The organism is Thalassotalea euphylliae (assembly GCF_003390335.1).
In the GTDB taxonomy this organism is placed as follows: Bacteria; Pseudomonadota; Gammaproteobacteria; order Enterobacterales; family Alteromonadaceae; genus Thalassotalea_F; species Thalassotalea_F euphylliae_B.
Genome location: NZ_QUOU01000001.1, coordinates 3,042,429 through 3,064,301, shown reverse-complemented (window position 1 = coordinate 3,064,301; position 21,873 = coordinate 3,042,429). Strand labels below are relative to the sequence as shown.

Annotated in this window: 20 protein-coding genes; 16 read left to right on the top strand and 4 right to left on the bottom strand. The window is 42.9% G+C overall.

Going from position 1 to position 21,873, the window contains the following annotated elements; all coding sequences use genetic code 11:
- The first annotated feature begins 216 nt into the window (after positions 1-216).
- The 10 genes from rnm (at position 217) to DXX93_RS13400 (ending at position 8,825) form a co-directional block, all read left to right on the top strand.
- Positions 217-1,050: an RNase RNM gene (rnm, locus tag DXX93_RS13445; protein WP_116009963.1), complete on the top strand. Its 834-nt coding sequence runs from the start codon at positions 217-219 to the stop codon at positions 1,048-1,050.
- A gap of 178 nt (positions 1,051-1,228) precedes the next feature.
- On the top strand, positions 1,229-1,852 hold the full coding sequence (locus DXX93_RS13440) for an L-threonylcarbamoyladenylate synthase (protein WP_116008543.1): 624 nt from the start codon (positions 1,229-1,231) through the stop codon (positions 1,850-1,852).
- A gap of 42 nt (positions 1,853-1,894) precedes the next feature.
- Positions 1,895-2,671 (top strand): segregation and condensation protein A, encoded by a 777-nt coding sequence (locus DXX93_RS13435; RefSeq protein WP_116008542.1) that lies wholly within the window; start codon positions 1,895-1,897, stop codon positions 2,669-2,671.
- A gap of 13 nt (positions 2,672-2,684) precedes the next feature.
- A complete protein-coding gene (scpB, locus tag DXX93_RS13430) occupies positions 2,685-3,311 on the top strand; it encodes an SMC-Scp complex subunit ScpB (protein ID WP_116008541.1) in 627 nt (208 codons plus the stop codon).
- Positions 3,312-3,421: 110 nt separating this feature from the next.
- Complete coding sequence (gene rluB / locus DXX93_RS13425) at positions 3,422-4,285, top strand: 23S rRNA pseudouridine(2605) synthase RluB (protein WP_116000731.1); 864 nt, start codon at positions 3,422-3,424, stop codon at positions 4,283-4,285.
- Between the two features lie 246 nt (positions 4,286-4,531).
- A complete protein-coding gene (gene rnd, locus DXX93_RS13420) occupies positions 4,532-5,671 on the top strand; it encodes a ribonuclease D (RefSeq protein WP_116008540.1) in 1,140 nt (379 codons plus the stop codon).
- Between the two features lie 120 nt (positions 5,672-5,791).
- A complete protein-coding gene (locus DXX93_RS13415) occupies positions 5,792-6,109 on the top strand; it encodes a YcgL domain-containing protein (protein WP_116008539.1) in 318 nt (105 codons plus the stop codon).
- Between the two features lie 193 nt (positions 6,110-6,302).
- Positions 6,303-7,295 carry a lytic murein transglycosylase gene (locus DXX93_RS13410; RefSeq protein ID WP_116009962.1) on the top strand — a complete coding sequence of 331 codons (993 nt, stop codon included), beginning with the start codon at positions 6,303-6,305 and terminating at the stop codon, positions 7,293-7,295.
- Positions 7,296-7,379: 84 nt separating this feature from the next.
- The gene (locus DXX93_RS13405) at positions 7,380-8,057 is read left to right on the top strand and encodes a fumarylacetoacetate hydrolase family protein (RefSeq protein ID WP_116008538.1); all 678 of its coding nucleotides are present in this window, start codon (positions 7,380-7,382) and stop codon (positions 8,055-8,057) included.
- 207 nt (positions 8,058-8,264) lie between these two features.
- The gene (locus DXX93_RS13400; protein ID WP_116008537.1) at positions 8,265-8,825 is read left to right on the top strand and encodes a YcgN family cysteine cluster protein; all 561 of its coding nucleotides are present in this window, start codon (positions 8,265-8,267) and stop codon (positions 8,823-8,825) included.
- A 10-nt stretch (positions 8,826-8,835) separates the two neighbouring features.
- On the opposite strand, the gene DXX93_RS13395 is transcribed toward DXX93_RS13400, so the two are convergent.
- A complete protein-coding gene (locus tag DXX93_RS13395; protein ID WP_116008536.1) occupies positions 8,836-9,567 on the bottom strand; it encodes an SDR family oxidoreductase in 732 nt (243 codons plus the stop codon).
- Positions 9,568-9,830: 263 nt separating this feature from the next.
- On the opposite strand from DXX93_RS13395, the gene DXX93_RS13390 reads away from it, so the two are divergent.
- Both DXX93_RS13390 and DXX93_RS13385 read left to right on the top strand, forming a co-directional pair.
- The gene (locus DXX93_RS13390) at positions 9,831-10,547 is read left to right on the top strand and encodes a hypothetical protein (protein WP_116008535.1); all 717 of its coding nucleotides are present in this window, start codon (positions 9,831-9,833) and stop codon (positions 10,545-10,547) included.
- A 278-nt stretch (positions 10,548-10,825) separates the two neighbouring features.
- The gene (locus DXX93_RS13385; RefSeq protein WP_374188946.1) at positions 10,826-12,199 is read left to right on the top strand and encodes a M20/M25/M40 family metallo-hydrolase; all 1,374 of its coding nucleotides are present in this window, start codon (positions 10,826-10,828) and stop codon (positions 12,197-12,199) included.
- Between the two features lie 252 nt (positions 12,200-12,451).
- On the opposite strand, the gene DXX93_RS13380 is transcribed toward DXX93_RS13385, so the two are convergent.
- Together DXX93_RS13380 and DXX93_RS13375 are read right to left on the bottom strand one after the other, a co-directional pair.
- The gene (locus tag DXX93_RS13380; RefSeq protein WP_116008534.1) at positions 12,452-12,868 is read right to left on the bottom strand and encodes a DUF2306 domain-containing protein; all 417 of its coding nucleotides are present in this window, start codon (positions 12,866-12,868) and stop codon (positions 12,452-12,454) included.
- 124 nt (positions 12,869-12,992) lie between these two features.
- Positions 12,993-14,159, bottom strand: a complete 1,167-nt coding sequence (locus DXX93_RS13375) for an alpha/beta hydrolase-fold protein (RefSeq protein ID WP_116008533.1) — start codon at positions 14,157-14,159, stop codon at positions 12,993-12,995.
- A gap of 229 nt (positions 14,160-14,388) precedes the next feature.
- On the opposite strand from DXX93_RS13375, the gene DXX93_RS13370 reads away from it, so the two are divergent.
- Positions 14,389-16,569 carry a winged helix-turn-helix domain-containing protein gene (locus DXX93_RS13370; RefSeq protein ID WP_116008532.1) on the top strand — a complete coding sequence of 727 codons (2,181 nt, stop codon included), beginning with the start codon at positions 14,389-14,391 and terminating at the stop codon, positions 16,567-16,569.
- Positions 16,570-16,768: 199 nt separating this feature from the next.
- Here the strand turns inward: DXX93_RS13370 and DXX93_RS13365 are convergent, their stop codons facing one another.
- Positions 16,769-17,293, bottom strand: coding sequence for a gamma carbonic anhydrase family protein (locus DXX93_RS13365; protein ID WP_116008531.1), 525 nt, complete (start codon positions 17,291-17,293; stop codon positions 16,769-16,771).
- A gap of 164 nt (positions 17,294-17,457) precedes the next feature.
- Here DXX93_RS13365 and DXX93_RS13360 point away from each other — a divergent pair, with 164 nt between their 5' ends.
- The 3 genes from DXX93_RS13360 to DXX93_RS13350 all read left to right on the top strand — a co-directional run bounded on the left by DXX93_RS13360 (position 17,458) and on the right by DXX93_RS13350 (position 21,546).
- Positions 17,458-18,996, top strand: coding sequence for a Re/Si-specific NAD(P)(+) transhydrogenase subunit alpha (locus tag DXX93_RS13360; RefSeq protein ID WP_116008530.1), 1,539 nt, complete (start codon positions 17,458-17,460; stop codon positions 18,994-18,996).
- Between the two features lie 15 nt (positions 18,997-19,011).
- Positions 19,012-20,418, top strand: a complete 1,407-nt coding sequence (pntB, locus tag DXX93_RS13355; protein WP_116009960.1) for a Re/Si-specific NAD(P)(+) transhydrogenase subunit beta — start codon at positions 19,012-19,014, stop codon at positions 20,416-20,418.
- A gap of 492 nt (positions 20,419-20,910) precedes the next feature.
- Positions 20,911-21,546 (top strand): GNAT family N-acetyltransferase, encoded by a 636-nt coding sequence (locus DXX93_RS13350; protein ID WP_116008529.1) that lies wholly within the window; start codon positions 20,911-20,913, stop codon positions 21,544-21,546.
- Positions 21,547-21,873: the final 327 nt, after the last annotated feature.

Sequence of the window (21,873 nt, the reverse complement as noted above, 5' to 3'; positions counted from 1 at the left end):
TTGTCATCGCTTGCTGCTTTATTTCTTTTAAACTTTTTAGTTTAAGTTTCGTTGTGAAAATCTTAGTTATGAAAAATCACTTTATTCTCGTAGAATAAAAGCCCTAATAGAAGACATCAATTCTGTTTTTATGTCAACACCTGATTTTATTTTATGTCAATAATTGCACCCGAAAGTTCTACACCTGCCGCACCTGCTGAAAAAGCAAGCAAGCCTATGCGCTTTGATTTACATTCCCACACCAACTTTTCCGATGGCAAGTTATCACCGCAGGAGTTAGTGGAGCGAGCGGTAAATTTTCAACTGGATGTTTTGGCCATTACCGATCACGATACGGTGTCAGGGCTTGAGAGCGCCAAGCAGCATATTAGTGAGCAAGCGCTGCCATTAAGCTTGGTATCAGGCATTGAAATCTCCACCATGTGGCAGAATTTTGAAATTCATATTGTTGGCCTGAATATAGACCCAGAAAGCGAAGCGCTGCAAGCCTTGATTAGCGAGCAGCAACACGCCCGTGAATCTCGAGCCATACAAATGGGGGAGAAGCTTGCTAAATGTGGCTTTCCCGACATGCTGGAAAAAGCTAAGGCGTTAGTGGGTGAAGGGACGATTACCCGTGCGCATTTTGCCCGAGTACTGCATGACGAAGGGCAGGTAAGCACGATGCAATCGGCGTTTGATAAATATATCGGCAAAGGAAAACGGGCTTTTGTAAAACCTTTGTGGTGCGATATTGCCAAAGCCGTCGAAGTAATTCATCAAGCAGGCGGCGTGGCAGTATTGGCGCATCCTATGCGCTACGATATGACCTCGAAATGGTTACGTCGCCTGATTTTAGACTTTAAAGCGGCAGGCGGTGACGGTATGGAAATAGTGCTGCCACAAATGAATCCAGACCAAAGGCGACTTATGCTAACCTTTTGTCTAGAATATGATTTATATGCATCGCTTGGCTCAGATTTTCATTACCCGAGCAAATGGAGCGACTTGGGGCGCAATTTAATCATGCCAGAGCAAGTCAAACCCATTTGGCAGTTATTTGGCCATTAATGGTTGATATTGGTTAAGTACAGAGATTAGCTAAGTATTGGGCTAGCTGAATGCTCACTGCTAATGTTTATATTTATATAAATCCAATAGCAACATATTCAAGCAATAAATTTTTAATACACTTTTTCTAAACAATAACTCACTGGTAACCGCAGCGAGTGACACTAAGGTACCTGTTATGAGTCAGTTTTTTTACGTTCACCCAGAAAACCCGCAAGGGCGTTTAATGAAACAAGCGGCAGCCATGATCAAAGAGGGCGCTGTCGTGGTTTACCCAACCGATTCAGGCTATGCGCTTGGTTGTCACTTAGGTGATAAGAAAGCATTGGAGCGTATCTGCCAAATTCGCCATATCGATATGGATCACGATTTTGCCTTGGTTTGTCGCGATTTATCTGAGCTTTCGGAATACGCGAAAGTGGATAACACGGCATTTCGATTAATGAAAAACAATACGCCGGGCGCTTATACCTTTATTTTTAAAGCGACCAAAGAAGTGCCACGCCGTTTAATGAATCCGAAAAAGAAAACCATCGGTATCCGCATCCCAGACAACGCAATCGCACAAGCCCTTTTGGAAGAATTGGGTGAGCCGTTAATGTCGACCACCTTGATTATGCCAGGTGAGGCGATGGCGGAATACGACCCAGAGCATATTCGCGATATTCTTGAAAAACGTGTCGATTTAATTCTAAACGGCGGTTACTTAGGCGAGCACCCAACCACAGTAATTGATTTTTCCGAAGGTGAAGTGGAAGTCTTACGTGTTGGCGAAGGCGATGCTGAGCCATTTAGTTCATAAGCTAGCTGCCAAGTAAAATAAGTAAGACAAGCAATAGGCCATATGGAACAGCAAGAATTACCCCTTGCGATGATCAGGGGGGAAGCATTCGTTGATAAACCCTCAGATCTTTATATTCCTGATGCGGCGCTAGAAATTCGTTTAGATGAATTTGAAGGGCCGCTCGATTTATTGCTGTACCTGATCAAAAAACAAAAGTTTGATATCGCTGACTTGCCGATAGCGCCAATCACCGCTCAGTATTTTAGTTATATTGAGCAGATGGAACAGCAACAAATGGACTTGTCAGCCGAATACTTAGTGATGGCGGCAACCCTCGCTCATATCAAATCCAAGTTGCTGCTGCCCACCATTGAAGTGGAAGAAGACGAAGACGATCCACGTGCAGAACTCGTCAAACGCTTGCAGGAATATCAGCAAATCAAAACTGCCGCTTATGAGCTTTCGCATTTACCGCGAGAAGAGCGTGATTTCTTTATTAAAGGTTATGGCGAGCTGCACGAACAGCCAACCAAGTTTGATGAAGTATCACTCGCCGACTTGGTTAGCGCCTTTCAGCGAGTGTTAAAAAGCCAAGCCAATTTTGAGCATCACCATGTGCAACGAGAAGCGATTGCAACTCACGTTAAAATGGCGCACATTTTATCGGTATTAGCTTCAACCGCAGAGCCGCAAACCTTGGTACAATTGCTGATCATTGAAGAAGGGCGACAAGGTGCAGTGGTAACGTTTCTGGCACTGCTGGAATTATTAAAATTACAAAAAATTAGCTGCGATTTAGTAGCCGAGCAGCTTTATGTGCAACTAAATACAGCTTAACTTTTAACAACCAATGACAACTGATATCGACGCTCCAGCCAGCAATAATACAACAAACAACAATACAGCTAAGCTCAGCGCCATGCTCGAAGCCTTGATTTTTGCGGCAGAAAAACCGTTAACACCAAAGCAGTTGCGCAGCCATATTCAAGAGCAAACAGGGCGAGGTTTTACCTTAAAGGCGATCAAAGACGAGCTGGCTGAGCTAGTCACTACCTATCAACATCGCGGTATTCAACTGGCAATGGTGGCTGGTGGTTATCGTTTTCAAACAAATACTCAAGTAAAACCATTAATTCAGTCGATCCAGAAAGAGAAAACCAGTAAAATCTCGCCGGCGATGATGGAGACCCTAGCAGTAATTGCCTACAAGCAACCCATCACGCGCGCAGAAATTGAAGAAATTCGCGGAGTTGCGGTAAGTAGTTATATAATAAAAACACTTACTGAACGCGCTTGGGTAAAAACTGACGGTTATAAAGAGGTGCCAGGTCGACCAGCACTTTATGTCACAACACCTGAGTTTTTAGCGTATTTTGGCTTGAACTCCCTAACTCAGCTACCTGAGTTAATGCCAATTAGCCAAGCCGATCATGCTAGCCATGCTGTTGAAGCGTCGCTACTGGAGCAAGAGAGCTAGCAAGAATAGTAGCAATCCAGCTCACAAGCAGTAACCAAAAGCAGCACAAAACAAATATGTTGTTAATGAGTCAGAAGTGCATAACTACTGACGTATCGAGATAAAGACCTATGTCTGAAAAATTACAGAAAGTGCTTGCGCGAGCAGGTAAAGGATCCCGCCGAGAAATGGAAGCGGTGATCAGCGCAGGACGCGTTAGTGTGAACGGTAAAACAGCATTCCTTGGCGATCGTGTCGAAGGAACAGAGCAGATACGAGTTGACGGTCATCAGGTCAACATCAAACCTGAGCAAGAGCAAATTTGTCGCGTGTTAATGTACAACAAGCCGGAAGGTGAAATGTGTACGCGCAAAGATCCAGAAGGGCGTCCAACGGTTTTTGATCGTCTACCACCATTAGAAAGTGGTCGCTGGATTGCCGTCGGCCGTTTAGATATTAACACCTCAGGTATGCTGTTATTCACTACCGATGGTGAACTTGCTAACCGCTTAATGCATCCATCACATAAAATTGAGCGTGAATACGCCGTGCGTGTGTTCGGTGAAGTTGATGAGGCGATGTTGCAGCGTTTACGCCACGGGGTAAAACTGGAAGATGGCCCTGCCAAGTTCCAAAAGATTATGTATCGCGGTGGTGAAGGCCGTAACCACTGGTTCCATGTCGTGCTTTCAGAAGGTCGCAACCGCGAAGTTCGTCGTTTATGGGAAAGCCAAGACGTGCAGGTTAGCCGCTTAATTCGCGTGCGCTACGGTGATATCGAATTGCAACGTCAACTGCCAGTGGGCGGCTGGACTGAGCTTGGCTTAAAAGACGTTAACTACTACCGCAAAGCGGTACAGCTTGCGCCAGAAACCGAATCGAAAGTGAAAGTGAACGAGAAGATGATCGACAACGCCAAGAATCGTCGTATTCGTCGCAGCGTTAAGAAGCATCAGCAGCGTCATAAACAATCGGTGCGCCGCAACCGCAAGTAGCTTTTACTTGTAAGACCATGTGGCTAGCGCTTGTTGCAAAAAATAGCCAAATTAATAAAACAGCCCTTCTGCGTGCAGATGGGCTGTTTTAGTTTCTGGCGTAACTTGCTATTCTTCATTCCCTTAAAAGCGCCGGACTGTTTCTCTACTTATCTGCTCTTAGCAAAATTAAGTAATCAAGTGTCAGCAGCAAAGCGTTTAGTTAATCCAAAAATAGAAATTTAGAATTTAAAAAGGTGTGCTTGCGTGCAAAAACGTTTTATCCAAACCCAAGCCGAATTTACTGCCCTATGTGAGTCATTGTCAGCCGCTAAGCTGCTAACCGTGGATACCGAGTTCGTTCGTACTCGCACGTTAGTGCCTAAGCTTGGTTTATTGCAAGTGTGTGATGGCGAGCAAGTCGCGCTGATTGACCCACTGGCATTAGACGATTTATCACCTTTTTGGCAATTGCTGGAAAATCCTGCCATCACCAAAGTGCTGCATGCGTGCTCTGAAGACTTAGAGGTTTTTCTGACCGCAGGTGCTAAGCCGCCACAAAACCTCATTGATAGCCAAGTGATGATGACTTTCTTAGGCCATGGTTTATCGCTGGGTTATGCGGCTATGGTTAAGCATTATTTAGATATTGAGCTGGATAAGTCGGAATCTCGCACCGATTGGACGAAGCGACCATTGACTGACAATCAGCTGAAATACGCGGCCGCCGATGTTGAGCATTTGTACACGCTATTTCCTAAACTATTGGCTGATATTGAAGCGAAAGGCTGGTTAGCGGCTAGCCAGCAAGAATCAGCCAATATGATTGCGAAAAAGTATCAGGCAATTGATCCAGACACACTTTATCAAAACGTTAAACTGGCGTGGAAGTTATCACCCAAGCAGCTTAATAACCTCAAGTTTTTAGCCAGTTGGCGTTATCAAAAAGCGGTGACGAAAGATCAGCCACTTAGTTTTATCGCCAAAGATCATACTCTGCAGTTAGTGGCGCAGCGCTCGCCAATTAGTGTGCGTGCGATGGCAAATATTGAAGGGGTAGAAGCGCTAGATGTGCGTTATCAAGGTAAGGCGATGATCAACGTGCTCAAGCAGGCAGCACAAACGCCAGAAGACGCATACCCGGCAAAACTGCGCCGTTTAGACGAATACCCAGGTTACAAACAAACCTTTAAACAGGTAAAACACTTCCTACAGCAAGTGGCCGATAAGCAAGAGTTGGCGATTGAATGTTTGGCCTCGAAGAAACAGATTAACCAGTTTCTATCGTTTTACTTTAAATTGAACGGCGCTGACCAATCGCCAGCCGCAGTTGATTTGATCAACTCATGGCGAAAGCCTATTGCAGGCGATGCGCTGATTGATTTTGCTGATCGCGGCTTTAAATAGCCGCATCAACTTCATATCACCATACTTGAGACATATTGATAAGGAATAAAGTTAAACTCAAACGGCGCGACATGTTATATTGCGGCCTCTATTGTTTTTCCATGATATAGGCTGAAAAAAATGCCAATTGCGCCGACTGGATTATGTGCGGTTTACCGTAGTCCAAAAAAAGACCAAACCTACCTGTTTATTAACAAACGCGACGACTTTTCTGACGTGCCAGAAGCCTTGATGAAAACCTTTGGCACACCTGTGTTAGTTACCATGGTGAACTTAACCAAGCAGGAAAAGCTGGCGCTGGCAGATATTGATAAAGTGAAAGAAAGCCTTGGCGAACAGGGTTTTTATCTTCAACTACCACCACCGCAAGAAAATTTGCTCGATCAGCATAAAGAAATGCTAAAAAAGCAGGGCAAAGTTATTGCCTCTGAAGAATAATCGGGCACACGGCAAATTTTCATACTGCCATGCTGGCATTAATGTGCAAGTAGGTTAGTGCCACCCAATATTAGAAGAATAAAAAGGACGTGTTATGAATCGTTTTTATCATCAAATTATCAACAGTCGTATTCTTAAAACTGCCTCAGTAATTGCTATGTTAGCGGGCTCGGTAAGTTTACCTCAACTAGCGATGGCAAACGCTGATAATGTCGCCAGTCAAGAACAAGCCAAACCAAGCTATGAAACTTACGTTGAGCAGTTAAAAGCAGAAGCGTTAGCAAAAGGCTTTAGCCAAACCTTTGTTGACCAAACCTTTGCCAATATCACCTTTTATAAGCGCGCGGTAAAAGCGGATCGCAATCAGCCTGAGCGCGTTGAAACCCTTGATACCTACTTACCGAAACGCTTACCAAAGTGGAAAATTGATCGCGCCCGTAAGCTTTATAAAGAGCACAAAGAGCTATTGACCAAAGTAGGTGAAGAATACGGCGTTCAGCCACGCTTTATCGTCGCCTTATGGGGTCTTGAAACTAACTTTGGCAAAATTATGGGTAACTACAACGTCGTTTCTGCGCTATCAACCCTTGCTTATGAAGGCCGCCGCGAAGCCTTCTTTAAAAAGCAACTTTGGGCAGCCCTGACCATTTTGGATGAAGGTCATATCAAAGTTGAAAATATGAAAGGCTCTTGGGCTGGCGCTATGGGGCAAAACCAATTTATGCCAACCTCGTTTATCAGCTATGCGGTTGATGGTGATGGCGATGGTAAAAAGGATATCTGGGGTAATCAGGCCGATGTATTTGCCTCTATGGCGAACTACCTAAAATCTGAGGGCTGGAATGATGACTTAACATGGGGCCGACAAGTCAAATTACCTGAAAACTTCGATATTTCACTGGCGATCCCTAAAAATACAGGCAGTCGTAAAAACTGGTTAAAAGCATGGGCAAATACTGAAAAAACTTTGCAGGAATGGCAAGAACTCGGCATTCGTCGCACCGATGGCACAGCACTGCCAAAAGTCGATATTAAAGCTGCACTGGTTTTCCCTGACGATGAAAAAGGTCGTGCTTACCTAGCATACGATAACTACAAAAGCTTAATGCACTGGAACTTGTCGTACTACTTTGTTAGCTCGGTAGGGCACTTATCGGACCATATTAAGTTTCCACCAATTAAGTAGTTAGTTAAAGCTGAACGCTTACTTTCAATACCAGTCAAGTGATAAGGCCAGAAATAGTATATTAAGTAGTAACAGGAGTAGTAAATGATAAATAATTATCAACATAAGGATATTAGCGGCGCAGCGATTGATTTGCCTGTTGGCAAGGTCGTTTGTGTTGGGCAGAACTATCTTGACCATATTCAGGAAATGAACAGCATTGCCAACGAAGAGGCGGTGCTGTTTTTAAAACCCAATACGGCGCTTTGTGCATTGGCTGAGCCTTTGGCTATTCCTGATGATCGCGGAGAATGCCATAACGAAGTGGAAGTAACGATTCTGATCAAACAAACCCTATCTAATGCTTTAGTCGAAGAAATTGATGCGGCGATTTGGGGCTGTGGCATTGGTTTAGACTTAACCTTGCGTGATGTGCAAAAAGAATTAAAGCGATTAGGTCGGCCATGGGAGCGTTCAAAGTCGTTTGATTTATCAGCGCCAATGTCACCGTTTATCAAGTTTGAAGAGGTTAAAGCGCAAGGTCACGACTTAACGAATATTACTTTTGATTTAAGCGTGAATAATGAGCTTAGGCAGCAAGGCAATACTGAGCTAATGATGCGCAGTATTCGCGATTTATTGGTCATTATCAGCCGCGAATTTACCTTATTGCCGGGTGATATTGTGATGACAGGCACACCCAAAGGCGTTGCGCCATTGGTTAGCGGCGATCAGCTAGACTTAACCTTACTGAACCAGCAATTTTCAACACAAGTTGCCTAACTTAAACAAGCTCAAGCCGATTATCGCAATCGGCTTAGCTTAAACAGCTTAGTTTAAACTTGGTTAAACTGTGCTTGGTTAAATACGATGAAACAAGGAAAGAAACATCGCCGTAGAGTGTGTATAATGCGCCGCTCCAATTTTCCTTAATATGTTAACTTTCTCGAATCGTTAATTTTCTATACCCAAGAGGCAGACACAGCAATTATGGCGAAGCAAGCAAAATCAGCTAAACCAAAGAAACCAGCAGCAAAAAATACGCCCGACATTAAACCATTTTGGGAAGTAAAGTCGCTGGAAGAAATGACTCGACAAGAGTGGGAGTCATTGTGTGACGGCTGTGCCAAATGTTGTCTGCACAAATTTATCGAAGACGATGAAACGAAAGAAGAAGACGAGCTAAAACCCACCGACTATATCAATGAAGACGAGCAAATGTTGTATTCCAATATTGCTTGCCACCTACTCAACGATAAAACCTGTGGCTGTACCCAATACGCAAAACGCACCCAATTGGTACCAGATTGTGTACGCCTCACCCAAGACAACTTAGACGATGTCTTCTTTATGCCGCCAAGCTGTACTTATCGTCGCTTGCGTGAAGGTCGCGGCATGCCAAGCTGGCACCCGCTACTGCACAAAGGCAAAAAAGCAGCCATGCATAAAGCAGGCATGTCTGTACGTGGAAAAATCGTCAAAGACAATGAAGTCGACTTATCGTTTTACGAAGACTATATCGTCACTTGGCCGCTGGCTGATATTGATTAGCGCAAGCTAACTATTTACCACCAGCGATATCAACAAAAGAGCCTGTTACAAAAGAAGCCTGGTTTGATAAAAGAAACGCTATAGCCGCAGCAACTTCTTCTGGACTGCCCCCACGTTGCAATGGAATTTGTTGTTTAACTCGCTCGACTCTATTGGCTTCGCCACCGTCAGCGTGCATTTCTGTATAAATAAATCCGGGGCGGACACAGTTCACCCGAATGTTTTTATCAGCCAATTCAAGCGATAAGCCTTTTGTTAGCGTATCAATAGCCCCTTTTGACGCTGCATAGTCCACATACTCTTGAGGAGAACCAAGTCTGGCGGCTGCAGACGAAACATTAACAATTGAACCACCGTTTACCATTCTTTTTATTGCTTCTCTGCTACATAAAAAGTAGCTAGTGACATTGGTTGTCAGCACTTTATTTATTCTATCCGCTGTCATCTCGGAAACTGACATTTGTGGCAGTAAAATTCCTGCGTTGTTTACTAAATGCGTAACTTGTCCCAATGTCTCGTCTATCCTCTGAAAAAGAATATTTACCTCCTTCTCCTGCGATACATCAGCTTGTAGTGCTATCGCGGACCCCCCATTTTGTTGTATTTCAGCGACTACCTTATTGGCTTCTGACTCATTTGAACGGTAATTCACACAAACGGAGTAGCCTTGTTTTCCTAAATAAATAGAAGTTGCGGCACCAATTCCTCGGCTACCTCCTGTCACTAAAGCAACTTTGCTCATTAAACTTCCTTTTGAAACATAAAGTTAAAAGTACATAGCGACCAATAATAACGGGCAAATAAACACCTATAAAGTCCTTAGCTAATGCTTGAATAGGCTTTTCAAGGTAATGGCTGCTTGCTGCAAATAATCAATACCATATTCATTATCTAACAACCATCCGGTTATCTCTCTGTCTTTAATATGCGGATTGTCGACAATAATTGTTAAAAATAGTTTTAAAACGCTTATTTATGTTTTAATTAGCTTTAATGTCGACAAAGATGGATGAGGGAGATGTCGATTTGGACTTTTACAATATTTTTGGAGTTATTAATACACTCTTTATTATCGTTAGTTTGTATGGTGTGCATTCTCAACTTAGAACGATATGGAAACGAAAAGAGTCGAGTAATTCGTATGAGCGACCGACATCACTGTTATCGTTAAATCAATTCACGGTAAGTTATTTAGCTTACTTGTCATTCTTTATATACGGGTATTCAATAGCGCCGTTTAATCACTACATTGTTTGGCCCCGGTTAATTGCATCACTGCTAGTCGCGTTAATTTTATTTGAAATTTGGCAAGACCGACGATCTAGCCATGCTAAAAGTAGCTTTAGCATGGCTTGCATAACACTCTTATTGGCTATCACAGGGCTATTTACAGGGGAAACAATAACTGATCAGGGCAAGTATATTTCGACGACCATTATTGTTGTTGTATCAATTCTGATAGCTCAAGGGTACTTCCACCAAATCAAGTTAATTATCAGTTCAGGTAGCACAGGGGCTGTTGATTTAAAGATGAGCCAATTTATCTTAATGATGGATGTTTCAACCATCGCCTTCGCGTTAAGTATGGGGTTAAAGCAAGGTTGGCCGCTACTTTTACTGGCGATTACGAGTGGAGTTACCAAAGTAATCATTATGTTTTTATTTAAATGGGTAAAAACAAGTTCTACTGCCGAAAAGCGAAGGCACATTGTTGAAACTTAAAAGCGCATGTGCTGGATATTATGTAGAAGTGACGAAATCGTCTTATTTGCTCTGAGCAGGCTATTCACCCGATTACTTTTACACCCAAAACGGTCATCTAACATAGGCCTTTAATTAACAATAAGATTCAGCTAGGTAAAAAATTGGCGTCAGCACTGCGAACGTTATAGACTTTGCCTCTTTCAAATAAAAATAATGTAAAGATTATAGTTTCACCTCATGGAGCAAAAATGAAATTATTAAAAAACGCGGCGCTCAAAGCCTTGATGAGTGGTGCTATGTTAACTGTGGCGAGTATGCCGCTAATCGCCAGTGAGTCGCCTATTACACCAGCGCAAAAAGAAACCGCGCAGCAGTTAATGGCAACGGCACTTAAAAGCGAGCTTGGTTTTAGTATTGTTGAGTCATTAACAACGGAAATTGGCCCGCGTCTAGGTGGGTCAGAAGCGGAAAAGCGTGCGCGTGACTGGGGTGCTAACTTAGGTAAAGAGTTAGGTTTTGATAGAGTTGCGATTGAAGAATTTACCATGCCGTTTTGGGATCGTGGTCATTTACATATCGCGCTAACATCACCTTACAACCAAGAGTTATACGGCTCAGCACTTGGCGGTGCCGCGCCGAGTGAAAAAGAGATCAATGCGCCAATTGTTTACTTTCGAGATATTCATGCATTAACGGCGGTTAAAGATGGTAGCTTAAAAGGTAAAGTTGCTTTTGTTGATGGCGAACCTATGGTGAAAAGCCAAACAGGTGCTGGTTACGGCCCGTCAAACCAAAAACGTCGAATTGGCTGGCAACACGCTGAGCGCGGTGGTGCTAGCGCATTAGTGATTCGCTCAGTTGGCTCTGATTCTCACCGTTTCCCGCATACTGGCATGATGAGTAAAAATGGCGATAAATGGGCGAATATCCCCGTGATTGCGATTTCTAATCCTGATGCCGATCACTTACGCCGTTTACACAACTTAAACAAGCCGTTAGCGATTTCACTTCATTCTGGCTCTGACTGGAAAGGGGATGTAACCAGCGGTAATGTGGTACTAGATATCATCGGTAGTGAAAAGCCAGAGGAAATTGTCTTAATTGGCGGCCACTTAGATAGCTGGGATTTAGGTACAGGTGCCGTTGACGATGGTGCTGGCGTGGCGATCACCACTGCCGCAGCCAAGTTAATTGCCAACTTACCTAAGCGCCCAAAACGTACCATTCGCGTGGTAATGTTCGGTGCTGAAGAAGTGGGTTTATTAGGTGCACGTGCGTATGCGAAGCAGCACGAAAGCAACCTTCACAATCACGTGTTAGCCACCGAATCGGACTTTGGCGCGCGAAATATCTGGCAGCTCGTTTCTAACGTTAACCCTGAAGCGACCAAGCTAGTGGATGAAATTGCTAAAATTATTGCGCCGTTAGGTATTGTGCGCGGCGGTTCAGACGTGAAAGGCGGCGGCCCAGATATTATTCCATTGGATAACAAAGGCGTGCCAACAATTCGCTTGAGCCAAGAAGGTACAGACTACTTTGATTTGCACCATACGCCAGACGACACCTTAGACAAAATCAATCCAGACGAATTAGCACAAAATGTTGCCGCATATGCCGCGACTATTTATCTATTCGCTGATACCGATGTTGATTTAAAAGCAAAACGCTAATCTGTTTCTGACACATAAAGCGTAAATAAACATCAAAATAAAAATATGGAAAGGAAGGCTAAATGCCTTCCTTTTTTATGTTTGTAACTTATTGGAACAGACTCACTTTATTGGCGACAAGCACTAGGCAACTGTGAGTCTTTTTCGCCATACGCGAAACAGTAATTCTGCAATAAACATCACAACGCCCATAATGGCAAATGCCCAAATAACACTGTGGTTTGTGGCGAGAGCAGTTTCCTTAATAGCTTGTCAGTCAGCGGCCAGCATAATACTTGGCAATCTTACCATTACTTCAGCGACAAAGGTGGCGACTAAACCAACGTAGCTCCAGTAAGTGAATGTAAAGTGTTGCATCAACCAATTGCCATTATTGCTACTAGGCAACTTGCTAGAGAAGCGAGCCGACAAAGGGTAATAAATTGCTAGTAGAGTGGTTGGCAAACTGAGCAGTATAAACAGGTGAAACAAACCAATGTTGCCCGACATATTAGTGATTGGTATCGCGGTGATATTAATCACAAGCATACTAACGATATACGTATAACCTCGTGTTTGATGCCGAGCATTACCTTTTGTTGAGGCAAGTACTATCGCACCAATAATGAGTGCGACAACTGCAGCAAACGTATGAATTGCTCCAAGAGGTTCGTTTATAAAACTGTTCATCGCCTACTTTTCCGTGCATAGAGATAAATTGTTATCAACATTCTAGAAACTAGGCGTTGTTTTTAGGACGTCATCACAACGTTACCGAAAAGACAATTACCTGACATACAGGCGACAACAACTGCTAATGCGATTCTTTCCTCAGCGCCAGCAGGTGAGTTTTATACGTTTTAAATGCGTTGTTTTCGACATTTTCTATCTGGCTTAGCGTTAGGGCCTTATCCACCATTTTAATTGCTTTGTTGAGCTCATTATTCATTTCGTGTGCCTGTGCTAGACGAAAATAAGCGCCTGAATTGTTGGGGTAGGCATCGATGTATGTTTCAAATATTTGAATGGCTTTTACGAATTCTTTTTCCTTCAACGCTGCGTAAGCAAGCTTTTTATACGTTTGGTAGCTTGGCCTGAGTGCTGAGCCATACTGCTTGGCAGCTTCTTTGTAGAATTGCAAAACAGCCTCTAAGCCCTCGTCAATATCAGTTTGTGGAGGCGATAAGTGTTTAAATAATTGAATAAAAGCTTGGTTATGGCCAGCAAGGGCTGTGGTGTTATGGCCTTCCTGCTCGATTAAATCGGCGTGGTAACCAAAACCTTCCCGAGCGTTAGTTTTTAGTATTTCTTTGTACTGCTGAAAGCTAGTTAGCATATGACCGCCTTCATTGCCCATATTGGTATACAAATAGTTGTTTAAGGGCCGTTTATCTGCGTAAAACGTTTTCGCACTCTTTACGATGGTCTTTTCGTGCCACCACAAGCTTGGGCTAAAGGCAAAGTGTGCTTGAAACAGTGATGGCCTAGTTTGTAGCGAGTATATTGCCAGTAAACCACTGAGTGAGTGCCCAGAGATGATGTCGAAGCCGTTGGTGCGATATTTTTTGTTCACATAAGGAAAAAGCTCTTGCTCGATAAAGTCGAGAAATTTATCAGCACCACCAGAAATTCCCCATCGGTTATAGCTTTCATCATACGTTGGTGTGAAATCCCGTGTACGATACGTGTTTTTAATCGCAACAATGATCATTTCGTCAGCCATGTGTGACTGATTGAGTAAATCCAACGTGCCGACGACATGTTGGAAGTTTCTTTGACCATCGAGCAGGTATAGCACAGGGTAATTGCGGTTTTTGTTGAGCTCATAGCTGTTAGGTAGCTGTACGATTAAATCACGTTGCTCGTCGAGTATTGTGGAGTAAAGCCCGTCAAGTGTTGAGCTCCCTCTCACCTTTGCTTGTGCGCTATGTATTAAGGCCAATAGGGTTAATGTTATCACTATGATGAGGTTTTTAGTCATTAGATCTTCCTGCTTGTTAACTCACTTAAATGTGCAGAACTACCCTTGCTTTTTTTCAACAAAAAATAATGAAAAACAGAGGAAAAAAGGTGATGAAAAGGTGAATTTGGCTATTTGATGATGGCGTTCCAAGCGTGAACGTGCCTTAACTTAGTGTTTTTCACATCTTGAGGAGCGTGTGGTAAGCTCAAAATAGGTCAATTATTTTTAGTTATTAATACAATACCTTATGAAGCAAGTTGGTGAGTTTGTCGTTGATGTTGAGCAGGGAATTTTACGACACAAGGAAACACAGCAAGAGGTTATTATTGAGCCAAAGTTGTTTGAGCTTTTGCTGCTGTTTATTGCACAGCCCAATAACCTTGTGTCACGACAAAATATCCTCGACAAGCTTTGGAAAGGGTCGCTAGTTACCGATAATGCCATTAATAAACTGGTTGCAAACTTACGTAAAGCGCTTGGCGATGATGTTAAAAAACCTCGCTATATTAAGACGGTGCCAAAACGCGGCTATCGGTTAATTTGCAAAGTTGTTACTCCCGATGATGCTTGTAATAGTGAGCAAACTGATTGTGTGACCCGCTCAATTAGTCAGTCAATTAGCCAATCCAATAGCCACCCCGTTAGCCAATCGAAGGAACGATTAGATAGGCTTGCAGAAAAGCCATACCATTTCGCTATAGCCATAGTTCTTATCGTATTAATGGCCTCCGTTTTTTTCATGATTTATGCAGGCATCGGTATTGAAAATAATGAAAGTTATTCTTCCAAAGCGCTGACACGCACATCTGGCATTGAAAGCTCTGCACGTATGCACCCAAATGGTAAACATCTCTATTATCTGAAAAAACGTTTAAAAAGAAGGCAGAGTGGCAGCGAATATCAGCTTTGGGTCAAAGATTTAAATACCTCAGCGCTCAAACAAGTCGCTACCAATGAGCACAACATCAGCCAAATTATCGCTATCGTTTTGGGTGACGCAGGCCAAACTACCGAGCTATTTTTTCTCGATAAGCAGCAACAGCACTGCGGGGTATATCGCGCTGAAGTTTCTTCACCTAGCCAAACCAAACAAGGATTAGGGGCAACGGAAAAATTGTTCGATTGTAGTGACAAGCGCTTAAAAGATATCGACTACAACGCGCAGCAACAAACGCTGTACTACGCAGCTCAACCAAAAAATTTCTGGCCGAATCAAATTTATGCTTTTGATATAGCAAGTAAAGCACATCATTTGGTTTCTCAAGTTGAACCTGATGGTTGGGGGCATCATAGTCTTGATATTTCTCCTGATGGCGAGAAGCTATTGATCATGAGCACGGATAGCGATTTTAAAACGCAGTTTTTGTCGATCAACCTGAGCAGTGGCAAGGTTACCGAAGGGGTTAAGTTCAACCAGCCTGTTTACGAGGCGATTTGGCACCATGATTCCAAGCAAGTTTATTACTTCGGCGCACCACCAGTAAATCAAATTATGAAAAGTGAGCTAAATGGCAATAACGCGAGTGTTGTTATCAATACCGCTGAGCGACTATCGTCGGGTATGTCGTTGTTCCCCGATGGCAAAAATATTGTATTTAGCACGGAGCAAAAAAATTATAACCTTAGGTGGTTGGATGCCGAGAATAATGGCGTTGCTATTGATAACTCTAGGGTAAATGATATTTATCCTGCGCTGTTTCACCAAAGCGAAAAGCACTTATTTATATCGGAGCGCAATGGCTATCGGCAGCTGTTTTTATCCGAACACAGAGCGAATTATGCTGAAGTGATAAGCAATTTTTCTCAGCCTTATTGGATAGGGTATTTGGCCGTTTCTGCTGATGATACACATATTTTGCTCAACGCCCGAAACCAAGTGTACTTGTTACCAATTGAATCGCTCACGGATGGCCTGCCAATCACTGAGTTATCGGAACAGTACCTTTTGTACACGAGCACAGAACCAATTATTTCTTTGGACTTTTTAAGTGATAGCAACGCTGCAATTACCGCCGTTAGCAATGGTAACCCTGAATTAATAGTTATTGATTTAGATAAGAAAAGTATTGTTCAACAGAAAGGCTTATGGTCATATGGGTTAACGGATAGTGAGCATTCTGACCACTACTATCTCATTGAGCAAACTAGCAATAATTTATATCGCGTTAACCCAAAAGATAATACCTTGGTCGCGATGAACATATCGCTGCCAATAGGTTTCTATCATGTGAAAGTAGACAATGGCACGCTGTATTACGTTCTTAGTGAGAATGATAAAGAGTACATAAATATCATTTCGTTGAAAAACGTTAGGCCAAAAACTAAATATCTTATTCAAGGGTTTTCGAGCTACGATGTCGCTAACGGAAAAACTATTGTCAGTGATATAGATAGCCTGGAAGGTGATGTTCATCGAACACTTTATTAAATCAATTCGTATAACGAGTAAAACTTGGCGATTGACCCATTTATTCTGTCGGGCTTAGCGATGATATTTATCTTGTTTCAATTGTTAATAATTAGTCGTTCATCAGCAGCGCATTCTAATTAAACATGGTTATATTGGGCTCTCGCATTTGAGAGCCACTTTGCTTGTTATAGCTTTTTAAGTGTCGCTTAACCGTTTACTAGTCTTCAATCGCCACTAACTCATCAGTATAGCGCTGCCCGTTTTGCACATAATGCTCTGCTGATTGCATCAGTAATTCACGCGTTTTTTCATCAAGTGGCTTAATCACTTTAGCGGGTGAACCAAGGGCTAAATGGCCATCGGGCACTTCCATACCTTCAGTCACTAGGCTGTTGGCGCCAATAATACAACCTTTGCCAATTTTAGCGCCGTTCAGCACAACGGCGTTCATGCCAATCAAACTTAAATCACCAATAGTACAGCCGTGCAGCATGACTTTATGGCCAACGGTGACTTGCTTGCCAACTTCGATTGGGAAGCCTTTATCAACGTGTAAAATACTGCCGTCTTGAATATTGCTGTCTTCACCTATGGTGATCTTATCCATGTCACCGCGCATCACTACATTAAACCAAATACTGGCATTGGGCTTTAGCTCAACATTGCCAATAACACTGGCATTAGGCGCAATAAAGCATGACTGGTCGACGAGTGGAACTAATTTACCTAACTGATAACGCATTGTTATATCACCTGTGAGTAGCTTATTTTTATTGTATTTCAAGCAGTGTACGGAACTTTAATCATCTTGTTAATAGTGATTATTCTGAATTTGTCGTATGAAAAAAAAACGAATAGTGTTAAAACACTAATCACTTATGTCATAAAAACAACAAAAGGTATGTTATGCAGATAGGTATCCCAAAAGAGTCGTTAAAAGGGGAAAATCGCGTTGCAGCTACCCCGACTTCGGTGAAAGCGTTAAAGCAAAGAGGTTTTGAAGTCGCTATTGAAAAACTCGCGGGTAAAAAAGCAAGTTTTCATGACAGTGATTATGTCGAGCAAGGAGCCACGCTTGTTAGCCAAGACGATGTTTGGCAAAGCGACATTATTTTCAAGGTGAACCCACCTACAGATGATGAAATCGACCTAATGAAGGAAGGTGCCCATCTCGTCAGTTTTATTCAACCAGCGCAAAACAGCGAATTGGTTGAAAAGCTCAAGCAAAAGAATATTACCACCATCGCCATGGACATGGTGCCACGTATGACACGCTCGCAGTCATTAGATGCACTGAGCTCAATGGCAAATATCGCCGGTTATCGTGCCGTTGTTGAAGCGTCACATCAGTTTGGCCGTTTCTTCACAGGTCAAATCACTGCAGCAGGTAACTTACCGCCAGCGAAAGTAATGATTATTGGTGCGGGGGTTGCAGGCCTTGCCGCCATTGGCGCCGCAGGTAGCTTAGGTGCGGTAGTACGTGCCTTTGACACTCGCCCTGAAGTAAAAGAACAAATCGAAAGTATGGGCGCGGAATTCCTTGAGTTAGATTTCGAGGAAGAAGATACCGGTAGTGGCGATGGCTACGCTAAGGTAATGAGTAAAGCCTTTATCGAGGCGGAAATGGCTTTGTTCGCAGAGCAAGCCAAAGAAGTCGATATTATTATCACTACCGCGATGATCCCAGGTAAACCAGCGCCTAAATTGATCACCGAAGAAATGGTTGCATCAATGAAGCCAGGTAGCGTGATTGTTGATTTAGCGGCGGCCGGTGGTGGTAACTGTGAGCTAACCGAGCCAGGCAAGCTAACTAACGTTAAAGGTGTAAAAATCATTGGTTACACCGATTTAGTGTCGCGTTTGCCGAATCAATCATCTCAGTTATACGCCAATAACTTAGTGAATCTAACTAAGCTTATTTGCCCTGAAAAAGACGGTGAGTTGGCGATTGATTTTGAAGACCAAGTGATCCGCAATATGTTAGTGGTTCACGACGGTGAAGTGACTTTCCCACCACCGCCAATTCAAGTAAGCGCCGCGCCAGCAGCTAAGCCGGAACCTGCGAAGCCAGTTGCGGCAGTTGAAGAAGTGGAAGAAGAAAAGAGCCCTGCGAAAAAGTACGCCATGATGGCGGTTGCTGGCTTAGTGTTTGGTTGGGTAGCAAGTGTTGCTCCGTCAGATTTTCTCGCACACTTCACGGTATTCGTACTCGCTTGTGTGGTTGGTTATCACGTTGTTTGGAACGTTACCCATGCATTGCATACGCCATTGATGAGTGTAACTAATGCTATTTCAGGCATTATCGTTGTTGGTGCATTGTTGCAAGTAGGCTCAGACAATCTCGTTGTACAAGTGTTGTCGGGCATTGCAATACTGATAGCGACAATCAATATCGTTGGTGGCTTCTTTGTTACCAAGCGTATGTTAAAAATGTTCCAGAAGTAGGAGGGCAACATCATGATATCAACTGGAATTATTACTGCTGCTTATATCGTTGCCGCATTACTATTTATTTTTTCACTGGCTGGTTTAAGTAAGCAAGAAACTGCGCAAGAAGGTAATAACTTTGGTATTGCCGGTATGACGCTTGCCTTATTGGCAACCATTGCTGACCCTCGTGTTGATAATGTCACCGTTATCATTGTGGCTATGGTCATTGGTGCCGCAATTGGTTTCCGCCTAGCAAAACGCGTTGAAATGACCGAAATGCCTGAACTGGTTGCGATTCTTCACAGTTTCGTTGGTTTAGCGGCGGTATTAGTTGGCTTTAACAGCTACTTTGATGCGCATGACAGCACAGCGTTATTAACCGCTTTATCTGATGAAGCGCGTGTTGAGCAAAACATCCACTTGGTTGAAGTATTCTTGGGTGTATTTATCGGTGCGGTAACCTTCACAGGTTCAATTGTTGCCTTTGGTAAACTGCGCGGCCTAATTAACTCTGCGGCATTGATGTTACCTCATCGCCATAAAATGAACTTAGCTGCAGGTGTTGTTAGCTTTGTACTAATGATTATGTTCGTCAACGAAGGCGGCAACGACGGTGCCTTATATCTAATGACGGCTATTGCGTTAGTGTTTGGTTGGCACTTAGTGGCATCAATTGGTGGTGCTGATATGCCAGTGGTTGTTTCAATGCTGAACTCGTACTCAGGTTGGGCAGCGGCGGCAGCAGGCTTTATGTTAAGTAACGACTTATTGATTGTTACTGGTGCATTAGTAGGCTCGTCAGGTGCGATTCTTTCTTACATTATGTGTAAGGCGATGAACCGCTCATTTATCAGCGTAATTGCTGGTGGCTTCGGTACTGAAGTGAGCATTGATACTGACAAAGACTACGGCGAGCACGTTGAAGTACAAGCCGAGCAAGTGGCGGAAATGCTATCGAATGCTAAGTCAGTGATCATCACACCGGGTTACGGTATGGCGGTCGCACAAGCGCAATACCCAGTGTACGAAATGACGCAAAAGCTAAAAGCAAAAGGTGTTGAAGTGCGTTTTGGTATTCACCCTGTAGCGGGTCGCTTACCGGGTCATATGAACGTTCTACTGGCGGAAGCGAAAGTACCATACGATATCGTAGAGGGTATGGAAGAGATCAACGACGACTTTAACGAGACAGATGTGGTATTGGTTATCGGCGCGAACGATACGGTTAACCCGGCGGCAAGTGAAGACCCAGGTAGCCCAATTGCCGGTATGCCAGTACTTGAAGTCTGGAACGCGAAAAACGTTGTTGTCTTCAAGCGCTCAATGAGCACAGGTTACGCTGGTGTACAAAATCCACTGTTCTTTAAAGACAATAGCCAAATGTTATTTGGTGATGCGAAAGAATCAGTTGATAAAATTGTCCATGCGTTAGCCTAATGTGATATCGCATTAGCAATTAAAGCATTTACATAAAACCAAAGCCTCGCCAATTAGCGGGGCTTTTTTGCATTTGTAGATTGGTTTTTGCAGAAGCTATTGAATATTTATTGAGGGTTAGGGGATTAGGCTAACAATGTTGGCTGGGCTATACAGTAACTCTATAAAGCAGTTTAAATCGAGATTGAAGAAACGTGTATATTTATGAATAGCATATTTTGCGATAGACCCAAATCGGGCTCTTAGGACTGAAATTTATACAATACTTAGATTTAGCTCACAGTCTGTTGTGAGCGAATTTGAGACATTTAACTAAATGCACATAAATATCAGCTTGTCTCAAAAGCAGACCTGCAAACAACATGCTCTGTGTACAAAGAGTATAGAAAACTACTGACGTGCAGACTTTATCCTGTTTCAATTTCATGGAAAAACGGCTCATGCTTGCTTATACTCTTGCTCAAAACCATCTCCATATCAATAAGTTAATTTATGTCTTTTAATTTTTCCGTAGACAATATTCATAGCCAAAATACACACGAAACAGCTAACCTAGTTGTCGTTACGTTTAATGAAAGAGAGCCGTTGGCCAAAGTAAATAATGCTCCACCAAAGGAGTTTGCTGAGTTCATTTTGGATTTAACGCAACATTGTGCAAATAACGGATTGGGGTTTGTCGCCAGAGAGTTAAAAACGAACAAAATAATAGGAGCCATTTTGGCTGCTGATCTGGCCGAGAGCTTGAACAAAGCTGATGCCAATGATGACGAGCCAAGTAACCCTATCGCTTCATTGATAGAGGAACTCAATAATAGCTATTTTAAAGGCGAAGCTTTACCTGATAATACCTATTTAAACATAAAGTTCGTTGCAATGGACGATAGATTTAATGGTAAAGGAGTCGTTAATGAATTGATATCGAAGTGTATTGACGAAGCCAAGAAAAAGGGATTCAAGTATGCGCAGGCTGAAGCTACAGGAAATATTTCTCAGCATATTTTTAAGAACAAATTAGGGTTCGAAGAGAAAGCATTTATTAAGTACCGTGAGTTTACTTTAGATGGTGAAAGACCGTTTTTTGAAATTACAGAGCATGAAGGAATTAAGCTACTTATAAAACGGATCTAACGCTTAATTTTGCATTAACACCATACAATCAGGGAATAAGCCAGTGAACCACTCTTACCCACTAGCTTGTTTGGTGAACGGCAGCTTTTTGTTTTCAGCGTAAATTAGACGAGTTTTGCTGAATGGCTCAACTAACGCATAACCACCTTAAAAAATTGCCATATGAGATGACTAGCACCATTGATGCTGTAGCTATTATTAATTTACTTGAATTATTTAACGCTGACTGTTCAAGTTATAACTTATTGATACAACAAAAAAGAGCAACCCGTTAGGTTGCTCTTTTGCTATGTGATGCTAAGTAACATTTTGTGGCTCGATAAGTCT